We start from the raw sequence: 18,143 nt of genomic DNA, 5'->3' as shown, positions 1-18,143 counted from the left end.
AATTAGCAAAGCGCCTTTACCGGCAATTTACCTTGGGCGCTCGTTTACGGTGTTTGCTAAACCATTGAGCACAAATGAAAACGGCCTGGACAGAGCCAGGCCGCGCAAAAGTTTAATGCCTGTTACTTCAATACGGCCAGGGCCGCGTCGTAATTAGGCTCCTCGGCGATTTCACCCACCAGTTCGCTGTGCAGCACACGGTCGTTTTCATCCAGCACCACCACCGCACGGGCAGTCAGGCCGGCCAACGGGCCGTCGGCGATGGCTACGCCGTAGTTTTCGATGAACTCGCGGCCGCGCAGGGTCGACAGGTTCTGCACGTTTTCCAGGCCTTCGGCGCCGCAGAAACGGGCTTGGGCGAACGGCAGGTCAGCCGAGATGCACAGCACCACGGTGTTTTCCAGTTGGCTTGCCTGTTCGTTGAACTTACGCACAGAGGTGGCGCAGGTTGGCGTATCGACGCTTGGGAAAATGTTCAGCACTTTGCGCTTGCCGGCGAAGCTGGCCAGGGGGGTGTCGGCCAGGTTGCCCGCCACCAGGGAAAACGCAGGTGCCTGGGTGCCGACTTGTGGCAACTGGCCGTTGACCTGGACAGGGTTGCCTTTGAGGGTGACTTGAGCCATGCACGCATTCCTTATATGGATGATTTTGGGTGTGTCAGGGAGGCCGAAGTTAACCACGAAACCCTCTGCTCGGCCTATCCCAACCTGTCGACAGACATTTCTTCAATTGCCTGAGGCAAGTGCCTTAAGCCATGGAGGAGCTTTGCCCTGATGCCGCGATGGAAAACTCGTGGCGATCCCTCAGCATCACGTACAACGTCGCCACACCTGAATCGGCAGGAAAAACCACCACGTAATCATCAAACGCCACCTGCGCCTCACCGCCCAGGGCTTCCAATAACGGTACCGAGGGCGTTTCGACGAAGCCCAACCTACGCTCGGTGCGCGGCGCCTGCCCGGTGGCGTCCCCCTGTGTTGTCGCCTCTGCCCAACTGAGGGTGTCGCCGCCTACACCATCGGCGGTGAAACGCAATGGGTTGCGCGGCGCGTCCCAATGGGCCGCCCGCACCCCGACCCTGCCGGGGGTTGCAGCAATGGCCACCTGCAACAACTCCAGCACCGGGCTCAAACCCCGCGACGGCGTGCCGTGGGCCACCGCGTAGCGGCCACTGAACAGCCTCAGGGGCAGTTCAACCTCACCCTGAGCCGTGGCCAACGCGTGCCAGTCGGCTCCCTCGACGGGCATCAGTTCAGCCAGCGGTAGGCTGACGCCATACATCTGGGTTTCAGCACGGCTGCGATAGCCAAAACGCAACACCACGGCCCACTGCCCGCCTCCTCGCTGGAGGCGACCTGCCAGGTGAGTTCCGCTACCGCCGAACGCAGGGGCGCGCCGGGACATCCCTCACAGCCGTCGACAGTTGGCAAGGCGCCTGGCCCGGCCAGCTGCCCTGCTGTATGCGTTGCGCCACCAGTTGCCGTTGCGCGCGCTCAAGCACTTGCGATAGCTGAGCCCCCCACTGCTGACGCTGGAGGTTGATCGCCGCCAACTGCGCCCGGTAGCGCTCCTCGGTGCTGCTGGCCTGCTGCACGATGCTCTGCCATTGAGCCTGGTCGGCACGGGCGTAGTGCCCTGCAAGAGGTGGGCGTGGGCTCCACTGCGGCGCTGCTGGCCACGTGGGTCACCGACCGTGCCGGCCTGGAGCGCTTCACCGCCGGGGCCCTGGCGGTGACCGATGACCAGCCGCGCATCGAGTACGCGCCCTGGGTGCGCAGCCAGGAGATCACCCGGGTGCTGCCGGCGCTGCTCGACCTGCGTCAGGCGCCGGTATTGCACAATGCCGACGCCGCGTTCGGCGCGCGCATGGACCGCCACCAGCGGCGCCTGATGCAGTTCTACCGCGCCAGCCTGCACGCCTACGCCGGTGATCGCGCAGCCTGGGCGCGGGACATCCGCGAAGTGATGGCCGGCGACAGCGCCAACCCCTATTACCGTTGGTTTATCGGGCAATGAAACGGCCGTTCAAAGAATGTGCGCCACCAGGCCGACCGGGCCGTTGACCACGTTAAAGCGCACCCAGTCGCCCTCCTTCACCTTCCTGGCGGGGCTGTATAACGGCAGCAAGGTGCCGTCGGGCTGACGCACCACCAAAAAACCCCTGACCTTGCACACCTCGCCTTCGAACACGGTTTTGCTCCTGACACTCGGGTGCGGCATCAGACACCATCGCCAGTCGATTGGCTACAACGCACCGACAGCAGCCCCAACACGGCATTGCGCCGGGCACCGTTTACGGCCGCTGCGCAGCCGAGCGCGGGTAAACCCGCTTGCTACAAAAAAGGTGGCGCGCGCCACTGGGCGCTCACCCCGCCCCCGCAGGCGCCTGGCTTGCCAGCGCCCACAGGGATGGGCGTAGCAAGGGTGGGGGGGGAAGTTACTGGGCCTTGAGCTTGAGGTAGGACTGGTGCAGATCCGCCGCCCAGCCGTCGATGACGTTTTTCACGTCAGTGGCTTTCATCACTTGGGAATCGTTTTCCAGCGGCTTGCCGGTGCCTTTGCGCACCACTTGGGCCAGTACTTTGTGGGTGCCGCCGTCGAGGAACACCGCTTCGGTGGCCAGGTCGGTTTCCTGGTCGCGGATGCCACTGGCGGTGCTTACGGCTGCGGCCACCAGGGCAATCGGGATCACTTCATAGGCCTTGAGGCCTTCGGTCTTGCTGCTGACGGCGGTGATGGCCGCGCGCACCACGATCACACCCGGGCCTGGGGCATTGGCCAGGGGCAGGGATTTACTGATTTCCCGCTTGAGGGCCTGGTCGTAGTAGCTGGTGATGCCTGACAGGGTGCTTTGAGGGATTTTCACCGTGGGCTGGGGTTGCGGGTAGAGCTGGGTCGGTTCGACGTAGACACTGGTGTACTGGCCCACCTTCAGGCTGGGGTCGACCCAGCGCATCACGTCCACGCCCGAGGGCGACTTGGCTTCCTTGAGGCGGCTGTAGTCCTTGAGGAACCCGGAGTAGTCCTCAGGCTGGGTCACCTTGCTGGAACAGCCCACCACTGCGACGCAAGCGACGCATAGCGCGCTAACCATTAGTCCAAGCTTCATGCTGTAGCTCCTGTCAGATGACCGGCAACGGTACGGGAATAAAGGAACCTTAGGTATAGCCAAGCTTCAGACTTTTAGTGAGGCGCACAGCGAATATTCATTTAGCGCTGTGGGGTATTTCACACCCCTCATTTGACAGACCGCCGCTGGGCGTCAAAGCTGCACCCAGCCTCGCCCGCCCCGACAGGTCGAAGCCTCTGGACTACGGAAGTCGCAATGCCCAAACCTAAAAATAATGCTGCTGCGCCACGTCCTGATTCGCCCGCCCCCGCCACTAACCGCTACCTGTTCCCCGTCACTGCCCCGTGCGGGTGCTGCTGATCGCGGCCATGGGCGGGTTTCTGCTCGCCAGCCAACCCGCGCCGGCAAAGCATGTCGATGAAACCCAATGCCAAACCTGCCACAGCACGCAGGCACAGGCCTGGCAAGGCTCCCACCATCGATGGCGATGCAGGTGGCCGACGCGCAAACGGTGCTGGGCAAGGTGGCTAGCGTGACGTTCAAGGGCGAAAACGAAACCACCCGGTTCTTTCGCCAGGGCCAAGCGTTGTGGGTCATGGCTATCGCGGGCGGGCCCGCTCCCACAGAGAAGGCCAGGAACGGCCCATCCATCATGGGTGACCCGCCACACAGTTGAACTGCGGTGTGGGTGGGATTTTCATTTTCCTCTGTGGGAGCGAGCCTGCTCGCGATGGCAGCACTGTGTAGCGGTGACGAAGGCTAGGGGTAAGACAGTTGCTCCCCACAATGGCCGGCCTCCCACCCCATACAGGCCATGCACGGTGCTCTTGGAGGTCAGCGCCGGCGAAACAGCGGGCGCGGTTCGATGGCGCTGCGGCCGTAGTGCACGCTCATGCCGGCCAGGCCTTTGAGGGCGTCTTCGGCGCATTTGTCTTCACGCACGGCGAAGGCGTCGAAACCGCATTGGCGCATGTGGCTGAGCTGGTCGCGCAGCACATCGCCAATGGCGCGCAGTTGCCCTTGCCAGCCCAGGCGCGTGCGCAGCAGGTAGGCCTGGCTGTAGGCGCGGCCGTCGCGAAAACTGGGGAAGTCCAGGGCAATCAGCGGCAGTTGCGCCAGCCACGGCGCCAGGCTTTGTACCTCATCGTCCGGCCCCAGCCACACGCCGTCTTCGCCGCGGTGATAGAGCAGCCACAGCGCCAGCGGCAGGATCGCCAGCCCGGCGGGCAGTGGCGCTTGGGGGTCGCGCAGCAAGGTCCAGGGGTCGTCGCCGACGATCCGCGCCTCGGCGCCATACAGGCGCAGCAGGTTGTTCATGCCGACACCTCCAGGGCCGCGCCGTACACCCGCTCCTTGAACGGCTCCAGGCCAATGCGTTGCACGGTGTCGATGAACAGTTCCTCGCTTTCGCGGTAGCGCACGAAGGTGGCGATGATGTGTTCGATCACGCTTGGCACTTCCTCGGCACTGAAGGACGGGCCGATGACTTTGCCCAGCGCACTGTTGTTGCCCTGGGCGCCGCCGAGGGTGATCTGGAACCACTCGCTGCCGTTTTTATCCACCCCCAGGATGCCGATGTTGCCGATGTGGTGGTGGCCGCAGGCGTTTATGCAGCCAGAGATGTTCAGGCTGATGTCCCCCAGGTCGTGGAGAAAATCCAACTGCTGGAAACGGCCCTGGATCGACTGGGCAATGGGGATCGAGCGGGCATTGGCCAGGGCGCAGAAATCGCCGCCCGGGCAGGCGATGATGTCGGTCAGCAGGCCGACGTTGGCGCTGCCCAAACCGTGCGCACATGCCTGCTGCCACAGGGCATGTAGGGCCGCCTTAGGCACGTCCGGGAGGATGATGTTCTGTTCGTGGGCGATGCGGATTTCGCCAAAACCAAACTGCTCGGACCAATCGGCGACGGCGTCCATCTGCGCGGCGGTGACGTCGCCCGGTGGCGCGCCCGGGCCCGGCTTGGTCGATAGCACCACGCTGGTGTAGCCCGCCACTTTGTGCGGCTGCACGTTGCGCGCCACCCAGCGGGCGAAGGCCGGGCTGTCGCTCAGGTGCGTGCCAAAGTTCAGGTCGGTGTCGGCCAGGCTCTGATAGCACGGCCTGACGAAGGCGTCGGCCACCCGCTGGTATTCGGCCTCGGTGAGTTGCGCCGGGCCGTCCTTGAGGTGCTGCCATTCCTCTTCGACTTCCCGGGCGAAGGCCTCGATGCCCAGGGCCTTGACCAGGATCTTGATGCGCGCCTTGTACTTGTTGTCGCGCCGCCCGTGGCGGTTGTACACCCGCAGCACCGCCTCGACGTACGACAGCAGGTGCTGCCACTCCAGGCCTTCGCGGATCGGCTGGCTGAGGATCGGCGTGCGCCCCAGCCCCCCGCCGACCATCACCCGCAGGCGCATTTGCGCGGCGCCGTCGCGGTAAAGGTAGAGGCCGATGTCGTGCATCATGATCGCCGCGCGGTCCTGTTCGGCCGAGCAGATGGCGATCTTGAATTTGCGCGGCAGGAACAGGAATTCCGGGTTGATGGTGGACCATTGGCGCAGGATCTCGGCCAGCGGCCGCGGGTCGATCAACTCGTCGGCGGCCACCCCGGCGAAAGCCTCGGTGGTGATGTTGCGCACGCAGTTGCCGGAGGTCTGGATGGCGTGCATGTCGACGGCGGCCAAGCGTTCGAGGATGTCCGGCACCTGGGCCAGTTCGATCCAGTTGAACTGCATGTTCTGGCGCGTGGTGAAGTGGCCGTAGCCACGGTCGAAATCCCGGGCGATGCCGGCCAGGGTACGCAACTGCGCCGCGCCCAGGGTGCCGTAGGGGATCGCCACGCGCAGCATGTAGGCGTGCTTTTGCAGGTACAGGCCGTTTTGCAGGCGCAGGGGCAGAAACTCTTCTTCGCTCAACTCGCCGGCCGCAAAACGCCGGACCTGGTCGCGAAACTGCGCCACCCGCTCCAGCACCAGGGCCCGGTCGTAATCGTCGTACTGGTACATGTGGCCACCTCATCAATCAGCACTGGCCGCGCTCTGTCGGCGGGCTTCACGGGGTTGCCACTATGGCCCAGCAGCTCAGTCGCTTAAAGATTCAGGTACAGCCATAAAAACCATATCAGCGATGCAAAACCCTTAACCAGCTTGCTCTAAATCTGATCCGTATTAATGCAGTTTTTCTGAGTCTGTTTTGTTTCGCCCACGGTTTCTACAGTAAGTCCCCCTGCCAGACCGGGTGGCCTGGCAAGACTTTGTTTGCAACCGTGGAAGAATTGACCATGAGCACAGCAGCAATCGGGCAAGCCTATAACTACAAGGTTGTCCGCCAATTTGTCGTGGCGACCGTGGTATGGGGCGTCATCGGAATGGCCATGGGCGTGTGGATCGCCTCGCAACTGGTGTGGCCGGACATGAACCTGGACCTGCCCTGGACCACGTTCGGGCGCCTGCGCCCTTTGCACACCAGCCTGGTGATTTTCGGCTTCGCTGGCAGCGCCCAGTTCGCCGCCAGTTACTACGCGGTGCAGCGCACCTGCCAGGTGCGGCTGTACTCCGACACCCTGGCGGCGTTCACCTTCTGGGGCTGGCAAGCGGTGATCGTCATCATGTTGGTGAGCCTGCCGCTGGGCTACACCACCACCAAGGAATACGCCGAGATCGAGTTCACCGGCGCGGTGTGGATGGCGGTGGTGTGGGTGGCCTATGCCGTGGTGTTCTTCACCACCGTGGTACGTCGCCAGACCAAGCACATCTACGTGGGCAACTGGTTTTTCGGCGCGTTCATCCTGGTGATCGCCATGTTGCACGTGGTCAACCACTTGGCGATCCCGGTGGACTGGTTCAAGTCCTACCCGGTGTATTCCGGCGCCACCGACGCCATGGTGCAGTGGTGGTACGGGCATAACGCGGTGGGCTTTTTCCTCACCACGGGGTTCCTGGGGATGATGTATTACTTCGTGCCCAAGCAGGTCGGGCGGCCGGTGTATTCCTATCGCCTGTCCATCGTGCACTTCTGGGCGCTGATTACCCTGTACATCTGGGCCGGCCCCCACCATTTGCACTACACCGCACTGCCGGACTGGGCGCAGTCGCTGGGCATGGCGATGTCGCTGATCCTCCTGGCGCCGAGCTGGGGCGGGATGATTAACGGCATGATGACCCTCTCCGGCGCCTGGCATAAGTTACGCACCGACCCGATCCTGCGCTTTCTGGTGCTGTCGCTGGCGTTCTACGGGATGTCGACGTTCGAGGGGCCGATGATGGCGATCAAGACGGTCAACGCCCTGTCCCACTACACCGACTGGACCATCGGCCACGTCCATGCCGGCGCGTTGGGTTGGGTGGCGATGATTACCTTCGGCTCGCTGTACCACATGATTCCCAAGGTGTTCGGCCGCGAGCAGATGTACAGCACGCCGCTTATCAACCTGCACTTCTGGCTGGCGACCATCGGCACCGTGCTGTACATCGCCTCGATGTGGGTCAACGGCATCACCCAGGGCCTGATGTGGCGCGCGATCAACGACGACGGCACCCTCACCTACTCGTTCGTCGAGGCCTTGCAGGCCAGCCACCCGGGGTTTGTGGTGCGCTTCGTCGGTGGCGCGTTCTTCCTCGCCGGCATGCTGCTGATGGCCTACAACACCTGGCGCACAGTGCGTGTGGCGGACCTCAAGGTCGCCGAAGCCGACGCCCGGATCGCCTGACCTGCGGCGCACGCCTTCGCGGCGTGCGCCTCATTTTTTTTCCAAGGAGCTGCGTGATGATCGAGCTAGCACTGAACGTGGGCGCGGTGGCGTGCCTGTACCTGGCGGTCGAGTATTGCTTGCGCAACCAGTCGGCCAAAAGCCTGGACGACGCCAGCCTGATCCCCTTCGCCGACGACCCCGAAGTCGCCCGGCGCGTGGAACTGGCCACCGGCAAGCGCATCGATGCCGTGGCGCCACCGGAAGCGAAAAAGGGTTGGGGCAACATCGAGATCTGACTTGAGAGAGCGGGTTCGCCCGCTCCCACAGGTTTTACCGGGTGGGCTACCCCCGCTCGCGCGGGATCAGCCCCTGTAATTGTTGGGCCAGGAAATTGGCATCGAAGGCGAAGGTGTCGGGGTCTTTGAGGCCGTTGGTCTTGCACCATTGCCACTCGCCGGCCGGTGGCTGGCAGACCAGGGAAATGCTGCCGTAGCGCGCGGCGGTCAGGCCCGCCACCGCCAGGGCAATGGCCCCACCGGCGCCCATCACCTGGGGCACGAACTCCACCGGTTTGCCGGCGATCAGGATGGTCAGTTTCTCGGTCTTGAACGGCGAACTTTCTACCGGCACCGCAGGCCCCGAGGCCACATAGGCTTCGCGGCTGACGCGCAGCAACTCCGGCACCTGTACCGGTGCCAGCCATTGCTCGATCTGGTCGAACAACTGGCCGATCCGCACCGCCCACTGCGCCGACTGGGTTTCAAACACCTGCTTTTTGTGCGCTTCGCTCTGTGCGTAGTGGCGCAGCATCTCGCCCAATTGCTGTACGTCATTCATCGCGGTGTTCCCTGGGTCAGCCGTGGCTGCAAAGCCTGGATCATGGCAGATGCGCGACGCCGGCGTATGACTAATACCGCCGGCGCCACCGGGCTCAGCGCGTGCGCCGCAAGCGCGCCATGCTCAGCACATCCACCAGGGCGCCATCACGCACCGCGTAATCGCACAACCGGCCTTCCTCGACAAAACCGAACTTGCGGTACAGGCCGATGGCCGCCTCGTTGTCGGCGAACACCGTGAGTTCCACTCGTTGCAGGTTCATCCAGTTGTCTGCCACCTCCAACGCCGTGGCCAGCAACAGCGAACCGATGCCCTTGCCCTGCCACGCCACCGAGACACCCATGCCAATGGCGCCGCAATGGCTGCGCCGCACCCGAGAGAACTGCTCCAGGCCACAATTGCCCACCACCGCGCCCTGATACAGCGCCACCAGGCGCAGGTGCCGCTCATCCGCCGTGGCCAGGCGCGTGCGCCACAGTTCGGGGGATTGAAACGGCATTTGCAGCACTTGGCGGGTCACCGCCGGCTCGTTGTAAAGCGCAGTGATGCCGTCGATGTGGGCGGTGGTCAGGCGTTCGATGACAACGGGGGTATCGGGCATTGCATTCTTCCTTGGCAATAGAGGGGATCGGTGGTCAAACGCCCTGAGTGTGCCACGCGATAGCCAAGGGTGAGCACACTGATAGCAATTTCCCATTGAACCCCGGGGCCGGCCTCTAGTAAGCTCGGCCCACTTCATCGGAGAAACACCATGCAACACACCCTCCCACAGCCTCGTCACACCGCCAGCGCCTCGCGCCCGGTTGCCGCTGCCTGGGTGAATACTCCGGTCAACTTTTATTTTGGGTATTGGTTTAGCCACTGGCGCGCCTGATACCCACTTCCGGCGCCCACTTTCACGGGTCGCCCACTTGAGTTTTCTCAACCCCCGGTCGGCTTCCCGACCGGGGGTTTTGTTTTTTCAAGCTGTCCATTTTTGCCTCACGCCCCATTCAATTTAAGGAAATACACATGAACCGCACCGCTTATTACCGTCACGACAATGCTTGCGCCTGGCGATTTACCAACCTCCGTTCGGGCCAGCCTGCCGCCTCCGACCGGTCACCCACAGGTGGCATCGCCGAACCCACTGCCAACCCGGCCCATTGTCGAACACCCCACTAGGGCCGACGCGCGGGCACGAACCCGCCGCCAGCCCAGGAAGCCCGAATATGAACTCGTCCATTTGCGCTGTACCACTGTTGAATTGCGCCAACCAGGCCTTGACCCAACGCCTGCCCAGCGCGCTGCAACTCAAGCAGCAACTGCCTCTGGCCGCCGCCTTGAGCCGCCAGGTCGCCGACCACCGCCAAGCGGTGCGTGCCATCCTCAATGGCCAGGACTCGCGCCTGCTGGTCGTCGTGGGGCCCTGCTCGATCCACGACCCACAATCGGCCCTCGAATACGCCGACAAACTCGCCCACCTTGCCCATCAACTCAGCGACGACCTGCTGCTGGTGATGCGCGCCTACGTCGAAAAACCCCGCACCACCGTGGGCTGGAAAGGCCTGGCGTATGACCCGCACCTCGATGGCAGCGACGACATGGCCGCCGGCCTGGAGCTGTCGCGCCACCTGATGCGCGAAATGCTCGGCATGGGCCTGCCAATCGCCACCGAGCTGCTGCAACCCATGGCCGCCGGTTACTTCGATGACCTGCTCAGCTGGGTTGCCATCGGCGCGCGCACCACTGAATCGCAGATCCACCGGGAAATGGCCAGCGGCCTGGGCCTGCCCGTGGGCTTCAAGAACGGCACTGATGGCGGCGTGGCCATTGCCTGCGACGCGATGCGCTCGGCCAGCCACCCGCACCGCCATTTCGGCGTCGACAGCCAGGGCCACCCGGCCATCATCCAGACCCCGGGCAACCCCGACACCCACCTGGTGTTGCGCGGCGGCCATCAAGGCCCCAACTACAGCCGCGAACACGTCGCCCAGGTGCAGCGCAACCTGGAACAACTGGCCATCACCCCAAGGCTGATGGTCGATTGCAGCCATGCCAACAGCGGCAAAGACCCGTTGCGCCAACCCCAGGTGTTCGCCCAAGTGCTAGAGCAACGCCTGCACGGCAACCATCAGTTGATGGGAGTGATGCTCGAAAGCCATCTGTTCGAGGGTTGCCAGCCCCTGACCGGGAACCTGCGCTACGGTGTTTCGATCACCGATGGTTGCCTCGGCTGGGCCGCCACCGAAGCGTTGCTGAGCGACGCCGCCCGCCAGTTGCGCGATGCCCGCCGCCCGCACCCGGCGATCGTGTAAAACCACTCAGGAGCCTGCACCCGCCAGGCTCCGGGTTACCTATCAGATATTTACCTTCTTCCACGAAGGTAAAACCACGAGCCCTATGAGAGCCCAAGCAGGCCATGGCCTGTAGGGCGATGCGCCATGACAGTGCATCCCAATAGGTTTAAAAAAACCACAGTTTTTTGTCCAACTTCGACGCCATACAGAGGCTCTTTCCTACACATTCCCACCCGGCGCCTGCACTAGAGTGGGGAAAACCTCGACTGCTTCCCTCACCGCAAAAAGGAAAGACCATGCAACGGAATGCAACCACCCAGCACCCCATCCTCTTGGTTCATGGGCTGTTCGGTTTCGAGAGTATCGACAACGTTCCCCTCTTCCAGGCCGTCAAACACGCCTTGCGCCAGGCCGGTGCACGGGTGTTCATCCCTTACCTGTCCGCCACCCATTGCAACGAAGCCCGTGGCGAACAATTGCTGCTGCAAATCCAACGGGTGCTGGCCGGCACCCAGGCCAGCAAAGTCAACCTCATTGGCCACAGCCAAGGGGCTCTGGCGGCGCGCTATGTGGCTGCCACCCACCCGGCGCTGGTGGCCTCGATCACCTCGGTCAGCGGCCCCAACCATGGCTCCGAACTGGCCGACTACCTACACAAGGCCCTGATTCCCGGGCGCCTACCCGAACCAGTGGCGGCAGCCGTTACCCACCTGTTCGCCGACTTCATCACCCTGCTCAGCGGCCACTCCCAACTGCCCACCGCCACCATCGCGGCACTCAATGCGCTGTCCACCGAAGGCGTCGGCGCGTTCAACGACAAATACCCCCAGGGCCTGCCCGCCACCTGGGGCGGCGCGGGCCAGGAACTAATCAACGGTGTGCGCTACTTTTCCTGGAGCGGCACCCTGCGCCCCGGTGTGCGTGGCAACGAGCCTCTGCGCCAAGTGTGCCAGGCGTTTTGCGACTACTTCACCACCGAAGCCGACCAGAACGACGGCGTGGTCGGGCGCTACAGCTCCCACCTGGGCACGGTGATCCGTTCCGACTACGCCCTGGACCACCTGCAAAGCCTCGCCCCGACGGCGAGCGGCGAACAGGACGCTATTGAGCTGTATGTCGAGCATGCGCAGCGATTGCAGGCCCTGGGCCTGTAAGCCCAACGCTCCACCCGGCACTTTGACGAGAAATCCGTCGCGCAATCCGGTAGGCTCGGCGTTTTATTGACAGTTGAACGGAGTACCTCCCCATGGCCAAAGCCACTGCCCGCCACATCCTCGTTGCCACCGAAGACAAGTGCAACGAACTCAAGACACAAATCGAAGGCGGCGCCGATTTCGCTGAAATCGCCAAAGCTAACTCCTCCTGCCCATCGAGCCGCGACGGCGGCAACCTCGGTTCCTTCGGCCCAGGCCAGATGGTCAAGGAATTCGACACCGTGGTCTTCAGCGCCCCGGTCAACGTGGTCCAGGGCCCGGTGAAAACCCAGTTCGGCTACCACCTGCTGGAAGTGACCAGCCGCCAGGACTGATCCGGCACATACGCTCCCCACAACGGCCCGCCTTTCGCGGGCCGTTGTGTTTGGGCGCGGCACCGGGGCTGGCGAGCCATGGGCCGCTCGCGTAAAAAGGCTGTTTCGACCCCAAGGCTGTAAGGCTGACCATGCGACTGGCTCTTCCCTCATTGTTGTTCGCCGCCCTGGCGATAGTGCTCGGTGCCACTGCCGCCCAGGCCACCCCCAGCCACGCCATGACGGTTTACGGTGAACCGGCCAAGTACCGCGCCGGCTTCAGCCACTTCGCCTACGCCAACCCCCAGGCCCCCAAGGGCGGCAGCATGCGCCGCTCGGCCCTGGAAATCGGCCGCTTCGACCATGTGCTGCCCTATGGCGACAAAGGCATCGGCGTGTCGCAGATCGACGGCCTGATCTACTCGCCCCTGGCCCAGCGCTCCCTCGACGAGCCCTACACCGTGTACGGCCTGGTGGCCCAGCAAATGGAGCGCGCCGACGATGGCCTGTGGCTGCGCTTCTACCTCAACCCCAAGGCCCGCTTTGCCGATGGCACGCCGATCACCGCCGAGGACGTGCGCTACAGCTACGACCTGCTGATGACCCAGGGCAGCCTGCGTTTTCGCACCCAGTTCGCCGACGTTCAAGGCGTGGCGGTGGAATCGGCGCGGGTGATCCGCTTCGACTTCAAGAGCAACGAAAACCGCACCCTGCCCCTGGACCTGGCGACCCTGCCGGTGTTTCCCCAGCACTGGTGGAAAACCCGCGACTTCGCCAACGGCGGCGGCTACGAGGCGCCGCTGGGCAGCGGCCCATACCGGGTGAGCAGCATCGATTCGGGGCGCAGCATCACCTTCGCCCGCAACCCCGACTGGTGGGGCAAGGACCTGCCCGTGAGCCGTGGCTTGTACAACTTCGACCGGTTCAGCATCGAATACTTCGGCGACACCGACGTCGCCCGCCAGGTGCTGCGCGGCGGCGCCTACGACTACAACCGCGAATTCCTCGCCTCCGCCTTCGCCGTGGGCTACAACGGCCCGGCCCTGGACGATGGGCGCCTGCAAAAGGCCCACCTGGCCAAGGACATGCCGCAACCGGCCCAGGGCTACGTGTTCAACCTGCAAAAACCGCTGTTCAAGGACCGCCGCGTGCGCCAGGCCCTGGCGCTGCTGTGGGATTTCGAGTGGAGCAACCGGCAGATGATGCGCAACCAGTACATCCGCCAGCAAAGCGTGTTTTCCAACACCGCCCTGGCGGCCCGGGCCCTGCCCGATGCCGAAGAACTGGCGATCCTCGAACCCTTGCGCGGGCAGATCCCCGACGAGGTGTTCACCCAGGTCTTCGAGGCGCCGAAAACCGATGGCAGCGGGGTGATCCGCGACAAGCAACTGCAAGCCCTGGCCCTGCTCGAAGCGGCAGGCTGGAAACCCGACGGCGATCGCCTGGTCAATGCCGCCGGCGAGCCGTTGAGCTTCACCTTCCTCAACACCCAGGGCGGCATCGAACGCCTGCTGCTGCCCTACAAGCGCACCCTGGCGCAGATCGGCATCACCCTGAACATACGGCGCATCGACGCTTCCCAGTACCTGAACCGGATCATGGCCCGGGACTACGACATGATCGTCACCGGCTACCCCGCCAGCCCTTCGCCGGGGCTGGAGCTGTACAACTACTTCGGTTCGGCGGCCGCCCTGGACCCCGGTTCCAGCAACACCATGGCCCTGCAAGACCCCGCCGTCGACAGCCTGATAACCGGCCTGGTCAAGGCCACCAGCCAAGCGCAGATGTTGCGTTACGCCCATGCCCTGGACCGGGTGCTGCAATGGAACTACTACTGGATTCCCAACTATTACCCGCCCGGCACTTCCACCGTGTGGTGGAACCGCTTCGGCATGCCCGCCACCCCCGCCAGCAATGAAGAAGCCATCGAAACCTGGTGGGAGGTGAGCCGCGTGCCCCTGACCAACCAACAGATGGCCGCCGAGCGCATCCGCCGTGGCCAGCCCGGGGGGCCACGCTGATGCTCGCCTACGTCGTGCGGCGCCTGCTGCTGATAATCCCCACGCTGCTGCTGATCCTGTTGGTCAATTTCGTCATCGTCCAAGCCGCCCCCGGCGGGCCGGTGGAACAGGCCATCGCCCACCTGCAAGGCATCGGCGGCGGCGCGGGGGCCTCCGGCGATGGCGTCAGCAGCAGTTCGCGGGCCAGCCGTGGCCTGGACCCCAAGCTGATCCAGGACATCGAAAAGCAATACGGCTTCGATAAACCGGCCCACGAACGCCTGTGGCTGATGCTCAGCCACTACGCCCGCTTCGACCTGGGCAACAGCTTCTTTCGCGGCGCCAGCGTCACCGACCTGATCCTGGAAAAAATGCCCGTGACCCTTTCCCTGGGCCTGTGGGCCACCCTCATCACCTACCTGGTGTCGATCCCCCTGGGCATCCGCAAAGCCGTGCGCCATGGCAGCGCGTTCGATATCTGGAGCAGCACCGCGATCATCCTCGGCTACGCCATGCCCGCGTTCCTCTTCGCCATGCTGCTGATCGTGCTGTTTGCCGGCGGCACGTCGTGGAACTGGTTCCCGGTGCGCGGCCTGGTGTCGGAGAACTTCGAGCAACTGAGCACCTTGGGCAAAATCGCCGATTACTTCTGGCACCTGGTGCTGCCGGTCACGGCCCTGGTGATCGGCGGGTTCGCCAGCCTGACCATCCTCACCAAAAACGCCTTCCTCAACGAAATCACCCGCCAGTACGTGGTCACCGCCCGCGCCAAGGGCCTGAGCGAACGCCGCGTGCTCTACGGCCACGTGCTGCGCAACGCGATGCTGCTGGTGGTGGCGGGCATTCCCCAGGCGTTTATCAGCGTGTTTTTTGCCGGCTCCCTGTTGATCGAAGTGATTTTCTCCCTCGATGGCCTGGGGCGCATGAGCTATGAAGCGGCCGTGTCCCGGGACTACCCGGTGGTATTCGGCTCGTTGTTCATCTTCACCCTGTTCGGCCTGCTGATAAAACTCATCGGCGACCTGTGCTACACCCTGCTCGACCCACGCATCGACTTCGCCGGGAGGAACGCCTGATGTTCAGCCTCTCTCCCGTGGGCCGCCGACGCCTGGAGCGGTTCAAGCAAAACCGCCGCGGCTGGTGGTCACTATGGCTGTTTATCGGCCTGTTCGCCCTGACCCTGGGGGGCGAGTTGATCGCCAACGACAAACCCCTGGTGGTCAGCTACCAGGGTGCCTTGCACTTCCCCGTGTTCAAGCGCTACACCGAGCAGGATTTCGGCGGCCAACTGCCGTTCCAGGCCGATTACCGCAGCAGCTACGTGCAGCACCTGATCCGCGACGGCGGCGGCTGGCTGCTGTTCCCGCCCATCCCATTCAGCCACGACACGCCCAACTACGACCTCACCCAACCGGCGCCGAGCCCGCCCAGCGCGCAAAACTGGCTGGGCACCGACGACCAAGCCCGGGACGTGCTGGCGCGGGTGATTTTCGGCGCCCGGGTGTCGATCCTCTTCGCCTTGGCGCTGACCGCCCTGAGCGCCCTGATCGGCATCGCCGCCGGCGCCTTGCAAGGCTACTACGGCGGCTGGGTCGACCTGCTGGGCCAGCGTTTGCTGGAGGTCTGGTCCGGGCTGCCGGTGTTGTACCTGCTCATCATCCTGTCGGGGTTCGTGGAGCCCAATTTCTGGTGGCTGCTGGGCATCATGGCGCTGTTTTCCTGGCTGGCCCTGGTGGACGTGGTGCGCGCCGAGTTTTTGCGCGGGCGTAACCTGGAGTACGTCAAGGCCGCCCGTGCCCTGGGCCTGAGCGACCGCAAGGTGATCGTGCGGCACATCCTGCCCAACGCCATGAACGCCACCCTGAGCTACCTGCCGTTCATCCTCACCGGGGCGATTTCCACCCTCACCGCCCTGGATTTTCTCGGCTTCGGCATGCCCGCCGGCAGCGCCTCCCTGGGCGAGTTGATTGCCCAGGGCAAACAAAACCTGCAAGCGCCGTGGCTGGGGCTGACAGCGTTTTTCACCCTGGCGCTGATCCTTTCCCTATTGGTGTTCATTGGCGAGGCCTTGCGCGATGCCTTTGACCCGCGATCCTGAGCGCAACCCATGACTGACAACCTGATTGAAATCCGCGACCTGAGCGTCGCCTTCAGCGGCCAGTGCGTGGTGCGCCACCTGAGCCTGGACATCCGCCCCGGCGAGTGCCTGGCGCTGGTGGGCGAGTCCGGCTCGGGCAAGTCGGTGACCGCCCATTCGATCCTGCAACTGCTGCCCCAAGCCGGCACCCAGACCACGGGCAGCACCCGCTACCAGGGCCAGGAACTGCTGGGCGTCGGCGCCAGCGTGCTGCGCCAAGTGCGCGGCAACCGCATCGCGATGATCTTCCAGGAGCCCATGACGTCCCTGAACCCGCTGCACAGCGTGGAAAAGCAGATCGGCGAAACCCTGCTGCTGCACAAGGGCCTGGGCGGCAAGGCCGCGCAACGGCGCACCGTGGAACTGCTGGAGCTGGTGGGCATCCGCCACCCCGAGCAGCGCCTCAAGAGCTACCCGCACCAACTCTCCGGCGGCCAGCGGCAACGGGTGATGATCGCCATGGCCCTGGCCTGCGAGCCGCAATTGCTGATCGCCGACGAACCCACCACCGCCCTGGACGTGACCGTGCAGCGCAAGATCCTGGCCCTGCTCAAGTCCCTGCAACAGCGCTTGGGCATGGCCCTGCTGCTTATCAGCCATGACCTCAACCTGGTGCGCAGCATCGCCCAACGGGTGTGCGTGATGCGCGCCGGGGAGATCGTCGAACAGGCCGACTGCGAGCAACTGTTCAGCCAGCCGCGCCACCCCTACAGCCGCGAATTGCTCAACGCCGAACCCGACGGCCAGGCCCTGCCCCGGGACGAACGCGAGGCGGTGTTGCAGGTGGATGACTTGCGCGTGGTATTCAGCAGCGGCGGCGGCTTGCTGCGGCCCAAGCAGCACCTGCACGCCGTGGACGGCATCAGCCTGAGCGTGCAGCGGGGCAAGACCTTGGGCATCGTCGGCGAATCGGGCTCGGGCAAGTCCACCCTGGGCCAGGCGATTTTGCGCCTGATCGACTCCAGCGGCGCCATCCGCTTCCAGGGCCAGGCCCTGGACCGCCTCAACCACAAACAGATGCGACCCTGGCGCAAGCAGATGCAAGTGGTCTTCCAAGACCCCTTCGGCAGCCTCAGCCCACGCATGTCGGTGGCGCAGATCATCAGCGAAGGCCTGGAGGTACATAGCCCGTGCAGCGCGGGCGAATGCGAGCGGCAAGTGATCCGCGTGCTCGAAGAGGTCGGCCTGGACCCCGCCAGCCGCCACCGCTACCCCCACGAATTTTCCGGCGGCCAGCGCCAACGCATCGCCATCGCCCGCGCCCTGGTGCTCAAACCGGCGCTGATCCTGCTGGACGAACCCACCTCGGCCCTGGACCGCACCGTGCAAAAGCAAGTGGTGGCCCTGCTGCGCGACCTCCAGGAAAAACACGGCCTCACCTATTTGTTCATCAGCCACGACCTGGCGGTGATCCGCGCCCTGGCCCACGACATGCTGGTCATCAAGAACGGCAAAGTGGTGGAAAGCGGCCCCAGCGAAACCCTGTTCACCGCGCCCCAACACCCCTACACCCAGGAATTACTGGCCGCCAGCCTGCTGCCGCGACCGGAGCGGGGGTAAACGCTGTAACCTTGGCGCCTTGAGCTGGCTTGTGTGCAAGCACACCTCTGTGGGACCCGCTTCACAGACAGGCCAGCCCCC

17 protein-coding genes and 1 pseudogene are annotated in these 18,143 nt (G+C 64.2%); 10 read left to right on the top strand and 8 right to left on the bottom strand.

Features of this window, described 5'->3' with window-relative positions; translation table 11 throughout:
* Positions 1-122 precede the first annotated feature (122 nt).
* Both tpx and AC19YR_RS13830 read right to left on the bottom strand, forming a co-directional pair.
* Complete coding sequence (tpx, locus tag AC19YR_RS13835) at positions 123-623, bottom strand: thiol peroxidase (RefSeq protein ID WP_095109895.1); 501 nt, start codon at positions 621-623, stop codon at positions 123-125.
* Positions 624-747: 124 nt separating this feature from the next.
* The gene (locus AC19YR_RS13830; protein ID WP_500598866.1) at positions 748-1,323 is read right to left on the bottom strand and encodes an S-type pyocin domain-containing protein; all 576 of its coding nucleotides are present in this window, start codon (positions 1,321-1,323) and stop codon (positions 748-750) included.
* Between the two features lie 303 nt (positions 1,324-1,626).
* On the opposite strand from AC19YR_RS13830, the pseudogene AC19YR_RS13825 reads away from it, so the two are divergent.
* Positions 1,627-2,016, top strand: a pseudogene (locus AC19YR_RS13825) (spermidine synthase); the annotation flags it as partial.
* A gap of 9 nt (positions 2,017-2,025) precedes the next feature.
* Here the strand turns inward: AC19YR_RS13825 and AC19YR_RS13820 are convergent.
* The 4 genes from AC19YR_RS13820 to nirA form a co-directional block, all read right to left on the bottom strand.
* Positions 2,026-2,190 (bottom strand): hypothetical protein, encoded by a 165-nt coding sequence (locus tag AC19YR_RS13820; protein WP_176465136.1) that lies wholly within the window; start codon positions 2,188-2,190, stop codon positions 2,026-2,028.
* 247 nt (positions 2,191-2,437) lie between these two features.
* Positions 2,438-3,109 (bottom strand): DUF3313 domain-containing protein, encoded by a 672-nt coding sequence (locus AC19YR_RS13815; RefSeq protein ID WP_095109898.1) that lies wholly within the window; start codon positions 3,107-3,109, stop codon positions 2,438-2,440.
* A 795-nt stretch (positions 3,110-3,904) separates the two neighbouring features.
* Positions 3,905-4,387 carry a DUF934 domain-containing protein gene (locus AC19YR_RS13810; RefSeq protein ID WP_500598863.1) on the bottom strand — a complete coding sequence of 161 codons (483 nt, stop codon included), beginning with the start codon at positions 4,385-4,387 and terminating at the stop codon, positions 3,905-3,907.
* Positions 4,384-6,057, bottom strand: coding sequence for a nitrite reductase NirA (nirA, locus tag AC19YR_RS13805; RefSeq protein ID WP_500598861.1), 1,674 nt, complete (start codon positions 6,055-6,057; stop codon positions 4,384-4,386). Before nirA ends, AC19YR_RS13810 begins: the two co-directional genes overlap by 4 nt.
* A gap of 275 nt (positions 6,058-6,332) precedes the next feature.
* Between nirA and ccoN the strand changes: the two genes are divergently transcribed.
* Both ccoN and AC19YR_RS13795 read left to right on the top strand, forming a co-directional pair.
* A complete protein-coding gene (ccoN, locus tag AC19YR_RS13800) occupies positions 6,333-7,760 on the top strand; it encodes a cytochrome-c oxidase, cbb3-type subunit I (protein WP_095109902.1) in 1,428 nt (475 codons plus the stop codon).
* A 56-nt stretch (positions 7,761-7,816) separates the two neighbouring features.
* Positions 7,817-8,038, top strand: a complete 222-nt coding sequence (locus AC19YR_RS13795) for a CcoQ/FixQ family Cbb3-type cytochrome c oxidase assembly chaperone (RefSeq protein ID WP_095109903.1) — start codon at positions 7,817-7,819, stop codon at positions 8,036-8,038.
* Positions 8,039-8,084: 46 nt separating this feature from the next.
* Here the strand turns inward: AC19YR_RS13795 and AC19YR_RS13790 are convergent, their stop codons facing one another.
* Together AC19YR_RS13790 and AC19YR_RS13785 are read right to left on the bottom strand one after the other, a co-directional pair.
* Entirely contained in the window at positions 8,085-8,579 is a 495-nt protein-coding gene (locus tag AC19YR_RS13790; RefSeq protein WP_095109904.1) for a hypothetical protein, read from the bottom strand.
* Between the two features lie 94 nt (positions 8,580-8,673).
* Positions 8,674-9,180, bottom strand: a complete 507-nt coding sequence (locus AC19YR_RS13785; protein ID WP_500598858.1) for a GNAT family N-acetyltransferase — start codon at positions 9,178-9,180, stop codon at positions 8,674-8,676.
* 610 nt (positions 9,181-9,790) lie between these two features.
* On the opposite strand from AC19YR_RS13785, the gene AC19YR_RS13780 reads away from it, so the two are divergent.
* The 7 genes from AC19YR_RS13780 to AC19YR_RS13750 all read left to right on the top strand — a co-directional run bounded on the left by AC19YR_RS13780 (position 9,791) and on the right by AC19YR_RS13750 (position 18,062).
* Positions 9,791-10,876, top strand: coding sequence for a 3-deoxy-7-phosphoheptulonate synthase (locus AC19YR_RS13780; RefSeq protein ID WP_500598856.1), 1,086 nt, complete (start codon positions 9,791-9,793; stop codon positions 10,874-10,876).
* 278 nt (positions 10,877-11,154) lie between these two features.
* Positions 11,155-12,012: an esterase/lipase family protein gene (locus AC19YR_RS13775; protein WP_095109907.1), complete on the top strand. Its 858-nt coding sequence runs from the start codon at positions 11,155-11,157 to the stop codon at positions 12,010-12,012.
* A gap of 92 nt (positions 12,013-12,104) precedes the next feature.
* Complete coding sequence (locus AC19YR_RS13770) at positions 12,105-12,386, top strand: peptidylprolyl isomerase (RefSeq protein ID WP_095109908.1); 282 nt, start codon at positions 12,105-12,107, stop codon at positions 12,384-12,386.
* 131 nt (positions 12,387-12,517) lie between these two features.
* Positions 12,518-14,386: an extracellular solute-binding protein gene (locus tag AC19YR_RS13765; RefSeq protein WP_500598855.1), complete on the top strand. Its 1,869-nt coding sequence runs from the start codon at positions 12,518-12,520 to the stop codon at positions 14,384-14,386.
* Positions 14,386-15,441 (top strand): microcin C ABC transporter permease YejB, encoded by a 1,056-nt coding sequence (locus tag AC19YR_RS13760; protein ID WP_500598853.1) that lies wholly within the window; start codon positions 14,386-14,388, stop codon positions 15,439-15,441. The genes AC19YR_RS13765 and AC19YR_RS13760 overlap by 1 nt, the downstream gene beginning before the upstream one ends.
* Positions 15,441-16,463, top strand: a complete 1,023-nt coding sequence (locus tag AC19YR_RS13755; protein WP_176465137.1) for an ABC transporter permease — start codon at positions 15,441-15,443, stop codon at positions 16,461-16,463. The genes AC19YR_RS13760 and AC19YR_RS13755 overlap by 1 nt, the downstream gene beginning before the upstream one ends.
* 9 nt (positions 16,464-16,472) lie before the next feature.
* Entirely contained in the window at positions 16,473-18,062 is a 1,590-nt protein-coding gene (locus tag AC19YR_RS13750; RefSeq protein ID WP_500598851.1) for an ABC transporter ATP-binding protein, read from the top strand.
* The last annotated feature ends 81 nt before the right edge of the window (positions 18,063-18,143 follow it).

Source organism: Pseudomonas sp. MF08817 (assembly GCF_059862705.1).
Note: the sequence above shows the minus strand (reverse complement) of the source record. Positions and strands in the feature narration are given on the sequence as shown.

Bases quoted from the DNA above. Each gene is read 5' to 3' on its own strand.
- tpx (WP_095109895.1), bottom strand. From the start codon at position 623: ATGGCTCAAGTCACCCTCAAAGGCAACCCTGTCCAGGTCAACGGCCAG.
- AC19YR_RS13815 (WP_095109898.1), bottom strand. From the start codon at position 3,109: ATGAAGCTTGGACTAATGGTTAGCGCGCTATGCGTCGCTTGCGTCGCA.
- AC19YR_RS13810 (WP_500598863.1), bottom strand. From the start codon at position 4,387: ATGAACAACCTGCTGCGCCTGTATGGCGCCGAGGCGCGGATCGTCGGC.
- nirA (WP_500598861.1), bottom strand. From the start codon at position 6,057: ATGTACCAGTACGACGATTACGACCGGGCCCTGGTGCTGGAGCGGGTG.
- ccoN (WP_095109902.1), top strand. From the start codon at position 6,333: ATGAGCACAGCAGCAATCGGGCAAGCCTATAACTACAAGGTTGTCCGC.
- AC19YR_RS13795 (WP_095109903.1), top strand. From the start codon at position 7,817: ATGATCGAGCTAGCACTGAACGTGGGCGCGGTGGCGTGCCTGTACCTG.
- AC19YR_RS13790 (WP_095109904.1), bottom strand. From the start codon at position 8,579: ATGAATGACGTACAGCAATTGGGCGAGATGCTGCGCCACTACGCACAG.
- AC19YR_RS13785 (WP_500598858.1), bottom strand. From the start codon at position 9,180: ATGCCCGATACCCCCGTTGTCATCGAACGCCTGACCACCGCCCACATC.
- AC19YR_RS13780 (WP_500598856.1), top strand. From the start codon at position 9,791: ATGAACTCGTCCATTTGCGCTGTACCACTGTTGAATTGCGCCAACCAG.
- AC19YR_RS13775 (WP_095109907.1), top strand. From the start codon at position 11,155: ATGCAACGGAATGCAACCACCCAGCACCCCATCCTCTTGGTTCATGGG.
- AC19YR_RS13770 (WP_095109908.1), top strand. From the start codon at position 12,105: ATGGCCAAAGCCACTGCCCGCCACATCCTCGTTGCCACCGAAGACAAG.
- AC19YR_RS13765 (WP_500598855.1), top strand. From the start codon at position 12,518: ATGCGACTGGCTCTTCCCTCATTGTTGTTCGCCGCCCTGGCGATAGTG.
- AC19YR_RS13760 (WP_500598853.1), top strand. From the start codon at position 14,386: ATGCTCGCCTACGTCGTGCGGCGCCTGCTGCTGATAATCCCCACGCTG.
- AC19YR_RS13755 (WP_176465137.1), top strand. From the start codon at position 15,441: ATGTTCAGCCTCTCTCCCGTGGGCCGCCGACGCCTGGAGCGGTTCAAG.
- AC19YR_RS13750 (WP_500598851.1), top strand. From the start codon at position 16,473: ATGACTGACAACCTGATTGAAATCCGCGACCTGAGCGTCGCCTTCAGC.